General features: G+C 37.8%; 8 protein-coding genes. 7 read left to right on the forward strand and 1 reads right to left on the reverse strand.

The genetic code is table 11. The annotated features are described in order from the left end of the window. The 3 genes from BHE19_RS00905 to BHE19_RS00915 all read left to right on the forward strand — a co-directional run. Window positions 1–4,958 (forward strand): T9SS type B sorting domain-containing protein (locus BHE19_RS00905; protein ID WP_124020454.1); only part of this gene is annotated, 4,958 nt, incomplete at its 5' end. Window positions 4,959–5,007: 49 nt separating this feature from the next. Continuing rightward, the gene (locus tag BHE19_RS00910) at window positions 5,008–5,913 is read left to right on the forward strand and encodes a PorP/SprF family type IX secretion system membrane protein (RefSeq protein WP_026110131.1); all 906 of its coding nucleotides are present in this window, start codon (window positions 5,008–5,010) and stop codon (window positions 5,911–5,913) included. Between the two features lie 11 nt (window positions 5,914–5,924). Continuing rightward, window positions 5,925–7,865 carry an OmpA family protein gene (locus BHE19_RS00915; RefSeq protein ID WP_070905601.1) on the forward strand — a complete coding sequence of 647 codons (1,941 nt, stop codon included), beginning with the start codon at window positions 5,925–5,927 and terminating at the stop codon, window positions 7,863–7,865. A gap of 334 nt (window positions 7,866–8,199) precedes the next feature. Here BHE19_RS00915 and BHE19_RS00920 read toward each other — a convergent pair whose 3' ends face one another. Then, entirely contained in the window at window positions 8,200–8,529 is a 330-nt protein-coding gene (locus BHE19_RS00920; protein WP_070905602.1) for a hypothetical protein, read from the reverse strand. Window positions 8,530–9,237: 708 nt separating this feature from the next. On the opposite strand from BHE19_RS00920, the gene tnpA reads away from it, so the two are divergent. The 4 genes from tnpA to ruvA all read left to right on the forward strand — a co-directional run bounded on the left by tnpA (window position 9,238) and on the right by ruvA (window position 13,937). Next, window positions 9,238–9,690 carry an IS200/IS605 family transposase gene (gene tnpA / locus BHE19_RS00925; RefSeq protein ID WP_070905603.1) on the forward strand — a complete coding sequence of 151 codons (453 nt, stop codon included), beginning with the start codon at window positions 9,238–9,240 and terminating at the stop codon, window positions 9,688–9,690. Between the two features lie 710 nt (window positions 9,691–10,400). After that, window positions 10,401–10,826, forward strand: a complete 426-nt coding sequence (locus BHE19_RS00930) for a CBS domain-containing protein (protein WP_070905604.1) — start codon at window positions 10,401–10,403, stop codon at window positions 10,824–10,826. Window positions 10,827–10,986: 160 nt separating this feature from the next. After that, a complete protein-coding gene (locus BHE19_RS00935) occupies window positions 10,987–13,278 on the forward strand; it encodes an NADP-dependent malic enzyme (RefSeq protein ID WP_017497882.1) in 2,292 nt (763 codons plus the stop codon). 77 nt (window positions 13,279–13,355) lie between these two features. Continuing rightward, window positions 13,356–13,937, forward strand: coding sequence for a Holliday junction branch migration protein RuvA (ruvA, locus tag BHE19_RS00940; RefSeq protein ID WP_070905605.1), 582 nt, complete (start codon window positions 13,356–13,358; stop codon window positions 13,935–13,937). Window positions 13,938–13,940 lie beyond the last annotated feature (3 nt).

Here is a 13,940-nt window from a genome sequence, read left to right on the forward strand (position 1 = left end):
ATTCATGCGCTGCAACCGGAGTTGTTTTAGGAACACCAACTACAAGCGATAACTGCTCAGGAACAGTAACGGTAACTAACAATGCACCATCAAGCTTCCCAATCGGAACCACTACGGTAACCTGGACGGCTACTGATGCTGCCGGAAATACTCAGACTTGTACGCAAACGGTAACAGTAAACGATACACAAAAACCAACAATCACTTGTCCTTCAAATGTAACTGCTGTAGCTGATGCTAATTCATGTACAGCAACCGGAGTTGTTTTAGGCACTCCAACTACAAGCGATAACTGCTCAGGAACAGTAACGGTAACTAACGACGCACCATCAAGCTTCCCAATCGGAACCACTACGGTAACGTGGACAGCTACTGATGTTGCCGGTAATACTCAGACTTGTACGCAGACGGTGAAAGTAATTGGACCAATCAAAGCTGTCGAAGATCGTGTAACATCCTTTAATGGAGTTCTGGGTGGAATTGCAGTTCCAAGTGTTCTGGATAATGACTCTCTGAACTGTAAAAATGTAGTGGCTAATGAAGTTATAATTACTTCGACTACAACTTTACCTTCAAATTTAAGTTTTGATACTAATACAGGAGCTGTTACAGTTCAGCCAAATACACCATCTGGAACTTATACTTTTGATTATCAGATTTGCGAAGTTGCAAACCCAACAGCAAATTGTGCAACAGCTACAGTTACTATTATTGTGCAAAACCCAATCGTAGCCAACGTAGATAATAGCTACCCAGTACAAACACCGGGTACAACAACAGCAACTACAGTTGGAAACGTAACGATCAACGATACCTTAAACGGACAGCCGGTAACCGCAGCCAATACCAATGTAACCCCAATCAAAACAGGTCCATTGAGCATTGACGCTAACGGAGTACTAACTTTAGATCCAAACACTGTAACAGGAACTTACCAAATCACTTATGAAATCTGTGAAGAAGGAGCAACCCCTGCCAACTGTGCAAGTACTACTGCCACCGTTGAAGTTAAAAATCCAATTGTAGCCAACGTAGACAATACCTACCCAGTTCAAACACCGGGTACAACAACAGCAACTACAGTTGGAAACGTAACGATAAACGATACCTTAAACGGACAGCCGGTAACCGCAGCCAATACCAATGTAACCCCAATCAAAACAGGGCCATTGAGCATTGACGCCAACGGAGTATTGACCTTAGATCCAAACACTGTAACAGGAACCTACCAAATCACTTATGAAATCTGTGAAGAAGGAGCAACCCCTGCCAACTGTGCAAGTACTACTGCCACCGTTGAAGTTAAAAATCCAATTGTAGCCAACGTAGACAATACCTACCCAGTTCAAACACCGGGTACAACAACAGCAACTACAGTTGGAAACGTAACGATAAACGATACCTTAAACGGACAGCCGGTAACCGCAGCCAATACCAATGTAACCCCAATCAAAACAGGACCATTGAGCATTGACGCCAACGGAGTATTGACTTTAGATCCAAACACCGTAACAGGAACTTACCAAATCACATACGAAATCTGTGAAGAAGGAGCAACCCCTGCCAACTGTGCTACCGCTACGGCCACTGTTGAAGTTAAAAACCCAATCGTAGCCAACGTTGACAATACCTACCCAGTTCAAACACCGGGTACAGCAACGGCCACTACAGTTGGAAACGTAACGATCAACGACACCCTAAACGGCCAGCCAGTAACCGCATCCAATACCAATGTAACCCCAATCAAAACAGGACCATTGAGCATTGACGCCAACGGAGTACTAACTTTAGATCCAAACACTGTAACAGGAACCTACCAAATCACATACGAAATCTGTGAAGAAGGAGCAACCCCTGCCAACTGTGCAAGTACTACTGCAACTGTTGAAGTTAAAAACCCAATCGTAGCCAATGTTGACAATACCTACCCAGTACAAACACCAGGTACAACAACAGCAACCACAATTGGAAACGTAACAATCAACGACACCCTAAACGGACAGCCAGTAACCGCAGCCAATACCAATGTAACCCCAATTAAAACAGGTCCATTGAGCATTGATGCCAACGGAGTATTGACCTTAGATCCAAACACGGTAACAGGAACCTACCAAATCACTTATGAAATCTGTGAAGAAGGAGCAACCCCTGCCAACTGTGCAAGTGCTACTGCAACTGTTGAAGTTAAAAACCCAATCGTAGCCAACGTTGACAACAGCTACCCAGTTCAAACACCGGGTACAACAACAGCCACTACAGTTGGAAACGTAACAGTAAACGATACCTTAAACGGACAGCCGGTAACCGCAGCCAATACCAATGTAACCCCAATCAAAACAGGACCATTGAGCATTGACGCCAACGGAGTACTAACTTTAGATCCAAACACTGTAACAGGAACCTACCAAATCACATACGAAATCTGTGAAGAAGGAGCAACCCCTGCCAACTGTGCAAGTACTACTGCAACTGTTGAAGTTAAAAACCCAATCGTAGCCAATGTTGACAATACCTACCCAGTACAAACACCAGGTACAACAACAGCAACCACAATTGGAAACGTAACAATCAACGACACCCTAAACGGACAGCCGGTAACCGCAGCCAATACCAATGTAACCCCAATCAAAACAGGTCCATTGAGCATTGACGCCAACGGAGTATTGACCTTAGATCCAAACACTGTAACAGGAACCTACCAAATCACTTATGAAATCTGTGAAGAAGGAGCAACCCCTGCCAACTGTGCAAGTACTACTGCAACTGTTGAAGTTAAAAACCCAATCGTAGCCAACGTTGACAATACCTACCCAGTACAAACACCAGGTACAACAACAGCAACCACAATTGGAAACGTAACAATCAACGATACCCTAAACGGCCAGCCGGTAACCGCAGCCAATACCAATGTAACCCCAATCAAAACAGGACCATTGAGCATTGACGCCAACGGAGTATTGACTTTAGATCCAAACACCGTAACAGGAACCTACCAAATCACCTACGAAATCTGTGAAGAAGGAGCAACCCCTGCCAACTGTGCTACAGCTACGGCCACTGTTGAAGTTAAAAACCCAATCGTAGCCAACGTTGACAATAGCTACCCAGTACAAACACCGGGTACAACAACAGCAACCACAATTGGAAACGTAACAACAAACGATAGCCTAAACGGCCAGCCGGTAACCGCAGCCAATACCAATGTAACCCCAATTAAAACAGGACCATTGAGCATTGATGCCAACGGAGTACTAACTCTAGATCCAAACACCGTAACAGGAACTTACCAAATCACATACGAAATCTGTGAAGAAGGAGCAACCCCTGCCAACTGTGCAACAGCTACAGCTACCGTTGAAGTTGGAAAAGCCGTGATTAATGCAGTGACAGAAGAAACCCTTTCTATAAACGGAAGTATTGGCGGAACTACAGCTTCATTAATAACGAATGATACTTTGAATGGAAATCCGGCAGTAATTAAAAATAGTGTTGGAGGAGTAATCTTAAAAGCAATAAATGTTCCAACAGGATTGACTTTAAATGCGGACGGAACGGTAACGGTAAAAGCCGGAACACCGATAGGCAGATACGAAGTTGAATACAGTATTTGTGAATATCTGAATCCTACGAATTGTTCTACTGTAAAAAGTTATGTTCCGGTAACAGGAGCGGTTATAAAAGCGAATAATGATAATGCCGGAACTGTTGACAGTAGTAAAGGACAAAGTTCTCCAACAAGTATTTTCCAGAATGATACTTTAAACGGAGTATTACTGACTCCTTCAAGCGTTATCTTAACGACGATTGTGCCAAATCCGAATTTAACTTTAAAATCTGATGGTAGAATTGAAGTAAAATCGGGAACCCCTTCTGGAACTTATGAATTAACGTATCAAATATGTGAAGCTTTAAATCCGTCTAATTGCAGTCAGGCAGTAGCGAAGATTACGGTAATTAATGTAGTAGACCCGGATCCTCCGATACCTTTAGTGAAAATTGTAGTTACGAATGATGGAATTGTAAATGTAGACGGTATAAATGGTTCTCTTGAATTCATAAATGTTTTCAACAATGATTTACTGAAAGGTTTACCAATTAATCCTTCGGAAGTTATATTTACCGATTTATCGAAAAACCCTTACTTTGAGTTTAATTCAGATGGAACCGTAAATGTGAAACCAAACACACCAGGTGGAACTTATGCCTTAAACTATCAACTTTGTGAAAAGGCTCATCCAACCAATTGTGGTACCGCGACATTAACTGTTTTTGTTGAAGTTCCTGCTATTGCAGTAATTAAAACAGCAGTATTTAATGACGAAAACGGAAGCGGATTTGCCAATGCAGGCGAAACCATTACGTACAGATTTAAAGTAACCAATACCGGAAACGTTCCATTAAAAGGAATCACCATTTCAGATCCTTTACCGGGAGTTGTCGTTTCAGGACAGGCAATTGATTTGGGTGTAAACGAATCTGACGAATATAACTTTAAAGCCATTTATAAAATCACACAAAGTGATATCAATAAAGGTAGCGTAAGCAATCAGGCAAGCGTTCAGGGACGAAGTGATAAAGGAGTTGTGGTAGATGACATTTCAGATGATGAAAGTGTTCTGGAAGACAAACCAACCGTATTGGATTTAACGGGCTGTGTTATCAAAGTCTTTAATGCGTTTTCACCAAATGGAGATGACAAAAACAGCAGATTCTATATTCAGGGCTTAGAATGTTATCCAAGCAATACGGTTGAAATATACAATCGTTGGGGAGTTCTGGTTTTCGAAAAAGACAACTACAATAACGAAGATCGTGTTTTTAAAGGTTTCTCAGAAGGACGTACTACTATAAAACAATCCGAAGGATTACCGGTAGGAACTTACTTCTACATCTTAAAGTACAAAGACAACGAATCTAATTCGCATGAAAAATCAGGTTATTTATATATCAACAAGTAAAAACTACGGCGGTCTGGTAATCCCGGACCGCTATTTAAAAGCCATTCAAATGAAAAAGATAATTGTAATGTTCCTGTTTTTTACAGTGGTGTGTTCGGCGCAGCAAGATGCGCAATACACACAATATATGTATAATACCATGGCAATAAATCCGGCTTATGCGGGTTCCCGTGGTGCGCTAAGTGTTTTCGGACTGTACCGTACACAATGGGTCGGACTGGACGGAGCACCCGAAACCAGCACCTTTGCTATAAATACACCTTTAAACAACAGCAATTTAGGATTGGGAGTTTCTTTGGTAAACGATAAAATTGGTCCAACCAACGAGAACACTTTATCAGCCGATTTGTCGTATAGTGTTCCAACCTCAGAAACCTTTAAACTTTCCTTTGGAATAAAAGCAACAGCAAATCTTTTTAATCTGGATGTAAATAAATTGAATCCTGAAAATCAGGGAGACCCGCAGTTTCAGAATTTAAACAATCGAATCACACCCAATATTGGAGCCGGGGTTTATTGGCATTCTGACAAAGCATATTTGGGATTATCAATTCCGAATTTTATCGAAACCAATCGATTCAATGATGATGATACCGCTATTTTTAAGGATAAAATCAACTATTATTTAATGGCAGGTTACGTTTTTGATCTGGATTATTACATCAAATTCAAACCGGCATTGTTGACCAAGATGGTTCAGGGAGCCCCTTTACAGGTTGATGTTTCAGGGAATTTTATGTTCAATGATAAATTTGTAATCGGACTGGCTTATCGTTGGAGCGCGTCGGTTAGCGCAATGGCAGGTTTTCAGATTACAGATGGTTTATATGTGGGGTATGGTTACGATCATGAAACTACTAATTTAAGAAGATACAATTCGGGGTCGCATGAAGTCTTCCTGCGTTTTGAGTTTCTTAATAATTACAATAGAATTACCTCACCAAGATTCTTCTAAAAAAGCCCTACATGAAAAGCCAAAAACTACACTATACCATATCCTTTTTATTCCTCTTTTTTAATGCAATTGCACAAACCGGCAGTATAAAGTATGCCGATACCAAATACGAGAAGTACGCCTATATCGATGCTATAAAAATCTATGAAAATGTAGCTGAGAAAGGATACAAAGACGAAAAAATGTTCCAGCGTCTGGGGAATTCCTATTATTTTAATGGAGAATTGGTAAAAGCTTTAAAATGGTACGATGAATTATTTTCCATGAATAAAGAACAAGAGCCTGAGTATTTGTACCGATACGCACAATGTCTTAAAGCTTCTGGAAATTACGCTAAAGCAGATGTAATCTTAGAAAAATTCAATCAAAAACAGGCAACAGATAAAAGAGGGATCTTATTCGAATCCAATAAAAATTATTTGAACGAGATAAAAGCAAATTCAGGACGATTTGAAATTGCCGATGCCGGAATAAATTCTAAGTATTCAGATTATGGGAGTACTATTTTTGATAATAAACTAGTTTTTACATCTGCACGAGATACTGGCGGAGTCGCAAAGAAAAATTTCAAGTGGACCAACCGATCCTTTACCAATTTATACACCGCCGAATTATTACCGGATGGAAGTTTAGGAACACCGCAGCGTTTTCAGAAGAAAGTAAATACAAAATTCAACGAATCGACACCCGTTTTTACAAAAGATGGCCGAACAATGTATTTTACAAGAAACAATTTCTTAAACGGTAAAAGAGGCAGAGACGAGAACAAAGTCACCTTATTAAAGTTGTACAAAGCAAATTTAGTAGAAGGAGAATGGAAAAATATCGAAGCACTTCCGTTTAACAGTGATCAGTATAGTGTAGCGCATCCTACCTTAAGTGTAGACGAAAAAACGCTCTATTTTGCTTCAGATATGCCGGGAACTTTAGGACAATCCGACTTGTTTAAAGTAACCATAAATGAAGATGGAACCTTTGGAAAACCTCAAAATTTGGGATCAGCAATCAATACCGAAGGACGAGAAACATTTCCTTTTATTTCCGAAGATAACGAACTTTATTTCGCAACAGACGGAAGACCGGGATTGGGCGGACTGGATGTATTTGTGACAAAAATAAAGGATCAGGGCACCTTTGAAGAAATACAAAATATTGGAGAACCAATTAACAGTCCACAGGACGATTTTGCTTTTATAATCAATAGTAAAGACAGAAACGGATTTTTTTCTTCCAACAGAGATAAGGGACATGGATTTGACGATGTTTATCGATTTACCGAAAGACGAAAACTAAATTGCGAACAACAATTAACAGGTACTGTCACCGATTCAGAAACCAATGTTATACTTTCAAATGCGAATGTGGCATTGTTTGATGAAAATTTCCAACCCGTTGCAGAAGTCATCACTGACAACAATGGAAATTATATTTTTCCGAATGTAAAATGTGGAAAAAACTATTTCGTACGAACGTCGAAAACAGATTATGAGAGCAAGGAAGTACCGGTAGCAATTAAAAGAAATTCCGGAAAAACGACTTTATTGATTCAGCTGGAAAAAAGAATTAAACCCATTGAAGTGGGAACAGATCTGGCAAAAACACTCGATATTCCGATCATTTATTTTGATCTCGACAAAGCCACTATTAAAAAGGAATCCGCTTATCAGTTAGAGAAAATTGTCGAAATTCTAAAACAATACCCTGCCTTAAAATTGGATATCCGTTCCCATACAGACAGCCGACAAACCCAGCAGTACAATCAGGTTTTATCTGAGAAGAGAGCCAAATCAACCCGAAACTGGCTGATTCAAAAAGGAGTAGCCCCAGCCCGATTAACTGCAAAAGGATATGGCGAAACACAATTGGTAAACCAATGTTCTGATGGCGTAAAATGTACCGATGAAGAACATGAACGCAACCGAAGAAGCGAATTTGTAATCACCAATTTGTAAATAAAAAGTAATAGTTTAAAGCCCTTTCCTAAATTTTAGAAAAGGGCTTTTTTCGTTGTTATCAAATTATTCACAATCTTGTCATTCCGAGGAACGAGGGATCACACTAGTAATTCGACAAAGATTGAAGCAGATTTTATTCGCAATCTTGTCATCCCGAGGAACGAGGGATCTCCACCAGTAACTCGGCAACGGCATGCACTTTGTGTTAGTTTCTTGCGAAGATTTCTCGTTCCTCGGAATGACAAAACGATGCGTAAAATACACATTGGCATCAACAGCCAACAACAAAAACTTTGTGCCTTAGCGTCTTTGCGAGCAAAAAAATAGTGATTTATTCATTGGCAGGGAGAGAACTAGTAGCAACGATCTGGCTAATTTCACTTAAAAATTCAAATTCATCCACGGGAAATATCTGGAGAACCATTTCTAAAATGAGACCTACATTTATACCAGTCTCTGAATTTTCATATCGATTCTGATTCAACGCGAGAACGCATAATTTAAGCATGTAGGTAATCACACTGCCTAACTCAGAATAATTTGCAAACTTAATTTGAGCTATACTGTTTTCTGCATTGTCATTGGCCGATTTTAGAGTATGGAAATATCGGGCGGTTAGTTTTTGTAGTTGCTCTAGATTTTTAAATTCATTTGTTTCCATGATAGCATCTTTGATATATTAAGTTCTATTTTTTTACTAAATAAATGTATTAAACTATTGGCGTAAATAGCACGACATTTATGTCGTGTTAATAAAATATTGTACTCTTTCTAATCTTAAGTAAGTTGGGTTTATATTTATTTTTTTAGGTTTTTTCTTATAAAAAAAACAACTAGATTTGCGATTGTAAATAGTTAGGAGTTAAAAAAAAAGGGCTGAAAGCCCCTAAAGCATTAGCGTAGTGCATCGCACTACGATTAAATAGACAAGTACCGCCCTGAAAGGGCAAAAGCAAATTAAAAAACGTAGTTCCAAAGAAGAGTTGGGGGCATTTTTAAATAAATATCATGTAGCTTATGATGAACGTTTTCTATGAGATTAGTGCTTTCGCCCTTTCAGGGCTTAGAGAGGCAATCGTTTTTATATTCGTAGCGCGATGCACTACGCTATTGTTAAGGCTCTTTCAGAGCATGTTCGGAACGTTTATGATTTGAGGCCCTGTTTATAGTAAACTAAAATATTTTTAAGTGATATTCATAATCATAGATTTATAATGATAAGTACTTAAAGTCTCTAAAAATGGGCTGAAAGCCCAAAAGCATTAGCATAGTGCGTAGCGCTATGAAATTAGCGTAGTGCGATTAATTATACAATGAGTATCGCCCTGAAAGGGCAAAAGCAAAAGACAACAGTAAATAAAAGAACATTATGCCACAATCATTATCAAAAGTATATGTTCATTTGGTATTTAGTACTAAAAGACGTTATCCCTTTATTGACAATGTCATACAAGAGCGTTTATGGGAATATCTTGGCGGAATTTGTAAAGGATTAGAATGCAATCCAATTCAGATAGGAGGCTATCAAGATCATGTACATGTATTATGTTTATTATCTAAAAAAATCACCCAAATGAAATTGGTCGAAGAAGTAAAAAAGCAATCCTCAAAATGGATAAAAACCATAGACGATCGTTACGCGAAATTCTATTGGCAAGATGGTTATGGGATCTTTTCTGTTAATCCATCAGAACTAGAGAGAGTAATACAATACATTAAGAATCAGGAAGAACATCATAAAAAGCGTAACTTCAGAGAAGAGTTGCTGGCATTTTTAAATAAATATCAGGTAGCTTATGATGAACGTTTTCTATGGGATTAGTGCTTTCGCCCTTTCAGGGCTTAGGTGACAATCGTTTTTATATTCGTAGTGCGGTTCACTACGCTATTGCTAAAGCTCTTTCAGAGCATGTTCGGAACGCTTATGATTTGAAGTTCCTTTATTATAAAAACAAAATATATTTAATTGATTATTCATAATGATAGATTTATAATAATAAGTACTCAAAGCCTTTAAAAAACAGGACTGAAAGCCAAAAAAACATTAGCTTTCAGGGCTTAAGGTAGGAGTCATTTTTTATTCGTAATGGTACATTACGCTGTTACTAAGCCTCGTTTATTATAAAACAAAACACATTTAATTGATTTATTCATAACCATAGATTTATAATGATGAGTACTTAAAGTCTGTAAAAAGGGGCCGAAGGCCCAAAAAAGCATTAGCATAGTGCGTAGCGCTATGAAATTAGCGTAGTGCGATTAAATAGACAATGAGTACCGCCCTGAAAAGGCAAAAGCAAATCTTCAACTTCAACAGATTTTTTTATTTAGAATAAATCTGACAATCAAAAAAATAATGCGCTTTTCGCAAAAAAGTCTTAAAATTCATTCCATTCTTTAAACTAAAATTTATAAAACACAAAATATTAGTTATTTTGCTTAAAATGAATGTTTTATGGTTTTAAAAAACTGTTTTTCATTGTCGTGTGTCTGCATTTTTTTCTAACTTTATAAATCTAAAATTTTTCAGCTATGACGGTAGAACAAATATTAAACGCAAAAGGGAAAAATGTTTATTCAGTTCTTTCAACCACAACGGTTTATGAAGCCTTAAAGGTAATGGGAGAGAAAAACATAGGTGCCATTCTTGTTATTGATGGTTCCGATTTAAAAGGGATATTGTCTGAGAGGGATTATGCTCGAAAAATTGTTTTGAAAGATAAATCATCAAAAGAAACTTTTGTACATGAAATTATGGAAAGCAATATTTTCTCGGTAAAACTTTCAAATAAGATTGAAGATTGTATGGAACTAATGAGTACCAAAAGAATCAGACATTTACCGGTTCTGGAAGATGGAATTGTAGTGGGAATTATATCTATAAGTGATGTGGTTAAGGCCATTATAGAAATTCAGAAAGATACTATTAATCATTTAAACTCTTATATTTCGCAATAAAACAAGCAAAAAATAAAACATATCAAAAAAATAGTCCAAATTAATTTGGGCTATTTTTTTTTCGCTCCGAATTTTATTTTTAGGAAAAGAAAGCAGTAAAAATAGGCCATTTTAAAACAAGACTTATATCTTTGTAAGCTAGAATAAAAGCTAAAAATAAATGAACAAAGAGAGTAAAAGAAGAGAAGCGTTACTGTACCATTCAGAACCAACTCCAGGAAAAATTCAGGTAGTTCCAACAAAAAAATATGCAACCCAAAGAGATTTATCTTTGGCTTATTCGCCAGGAGTTGCAGAGCCATGTTTAGACATTGCAGCAAACGTAGAAGACGTTTACAAATATACAGCAAAAGGAAATTTAGTTGCCGTGATCTCAAACGGTACAGCAGTTTTAGGACTTGGGGACATTGGTCCTGAGGCTTCTAAGCCAGTAATGGAAGGAAAAGGATTGTTGTTTAAAATATTCTCTGATATTGATGTTTTTGATATCGAAATCGGTACAAAAGATATCGAAGAATTCATTCAGACCGTAAAAAATATTGCTCCAACTTTTGGAGGGATAAATCTGGAAGACATTAAAGCACCGGAATCTTTCGAAATAGAAAGACGATTGGTAGAAGAATTAGACATTCCGGTAATGCACGACGATCAGCACGGTACTGCAATTATCTCGTCAGCGGCTTTAATTAATGCCCTTGAATTGGCAGGAAAAAAAGCTGAAGATGTAAAAGTCGTAGTTTCGGGTGCAGGTTCTGCAGCAATTGCTTGTACTGATTTATATGTTTTGTTAGGAGTTCAGGTTAAGAACATCAAGATGTTTAACAGTAAGGGACTTTTAACAAAAGATAATTCTTCGCTATCAGAATTGCAGTTGAAATATGCAGTTGACGGAGCTAAAATTGATTTAGCAGAAGCAGTGAAAGGAGCAGATGTTTTCATCGGATTATCTTCAGGAGGTATTTTGTCACCTGAAATGTTATTGACAATGAACGAGAATCCAATTGTTTTTGCAATGGCAAATCCAAATCCGGAAATCGATTATAACTTAGCAACAGAAACTCGTAAAGACATTATTATGGCTACGGGGCGTTCAGATTTTCCTAATCAGGTAAATAACGTTCTTGGATTTCCATATATTTTTAGAGGAGCATTAGACGTACGTGCTACAAAAATTAACGAAGCGATGAAAATGGCTGCTGTAAAAGCATTAGCTATTTTGGCAAAAGAGCCGGTACCGGAGCAGGTTAACGTAGCATACGGAGCAACAAAATTAGGTTTCGGACAAGAGTATATCATTCCTAAACCATTTGATCCTAGATTGATTACCGTGGTTGCACCTGCAGTTGCAAGAGCAGCAATGGAATCCGGAGTAGCAAAAAATCCTATTACAGACTGGGCAGCATACGAAGATGTGCTTCGCGAGCGTATGGGGAACGACAATAAAATGGTACGTTTGATTACCAACCGTGCTAAAGTAAGTCCAAAAAGAATTGTTTTTGCAGAAGCAGATCAGTTAAACGTACTTAAAGCAGCGCAAATTGTACACGAAGATGGAATTGGTCATCCAATTTTATTAGGAAATAAAGAAGTCATTTTAGAACTTAAAGAAGAATTAGGTTTTGATGCTGAACTTGAGATTATTGATCCTAAAACCAATGAAGAAGAAGGAAGACGTAACCGATTTGCTAATTCATATTGGGAAACAAGAGGAAGAAGAGGAGTTTCGTTATTAGATTCACAAAAATTCATGCGCGAAAGAAACTATTTTGCCGCAATGATGGTGAACGAAGGAGAAGCAGACGCTTTGGTAACAGGTCATACAAGAAGTTATCCGACTGTTGTGAAACCAATGTTACAATTGATTGAAAAAGCACCGGGAGCTTCATTAGTAGCTACAGCCAATATGATGTTGACTTCTCGCGGACCAATGTTCTTGTCAGACACAGCAATCAACATCAATCCTTCAACAGAAGATTTGATCAACATTGCGATCATGACAGCTAAAACGGCTAAAATGTTTGGTGTAGAGCCTGTTATTGCAATGGTTTCGTATTCAAACTTCGGGTCTTCAACAAGTCCAAGTGCTTCAAAAGTGAGAGAAGCAGTAGCTTACTTGCATAAAAACCATCCGGAAATGATTGTTGATGGAGAAATCCAGGCAGATTTTGCTTTAAATCAGGAAATGCTTGCAGAAAAATTCCCTTTCTCAAAATTAGCAGGTAAGAAAGTGAATACCTTGATTTTCCCTAATTTAGATTCTGCTAACATTACTTATAAATTGCTAAAAGAACTTTACAAAGTAAATTCTATTGGACCAATTATGATGGGAATGGGTAAGCCGGTTCACATTTTCCAATTAGGAGCAAGCGTTGAAGAAATGGTAAATATGGCTGCAATTGCAGTTATTGACGCTCAGGAAAAAGAAAGTAAAAAGATTAAATTAGCGAAATAGTAGAAATAATTAAGGTCAAATAATAATGTCGTATTTTTAATGCATTTTTGTTATATTTGACCTTAATAAATTATACTATGATAGCACATTTACAGGGGAAATTAGTAGAGAAAAATCCAACAGAAGTCATCATTGAGTGTGGCGGAGTAGGTTATCAGGTAAACATCTCTTTACATACCTTTTCATTAATTCCCAATGTAGAAAATATAAAATTGTATACGCATCTTCAAATCAAAGAAGATGCGCATACATTATTTGGTTTTGTAGAAAAATCAGAACGCGAAATATTCAGAATGTTATTGTCGGTTTCAGGAATTGGTGCAAACATTGCCAGAACCATGTTGTCATCCATAGAGCCAAGACAAATTATCAATGCTATCGCCTCAGGAGACGTAGGCGTAATCCAGTCTATAAAAGGGATTGGGAACAAAACAGCACAAAGAGTTATACTAGATTTAAAAGAAAAAGTGTTAAAATTGTACGATTTGGACGAAGTTTCGGTCGTTCAAAACAATACAAATCGAGATGAAGCGTTATCTGCTTTGGAGGTTTTAGGTTTTGTTCGTAAAACTTCTGAAAAAGTAGTAGAGAAAATCGTAAAAGAAGACCCGGAAGCTACGGTGGAAACCATCATCAAAAAAGCATTAAAAAGCCTATAAAAC

This window comes from Flavobacterium tructae, assembly GCF_001853485.1.
Taxonomy (GTDB): Bacteria; Bacteroidota; Bacteroidia; order Flavobacteriales; family Flavobacteriaceae; genus Flavobacterium; species Flavobacterium tructae.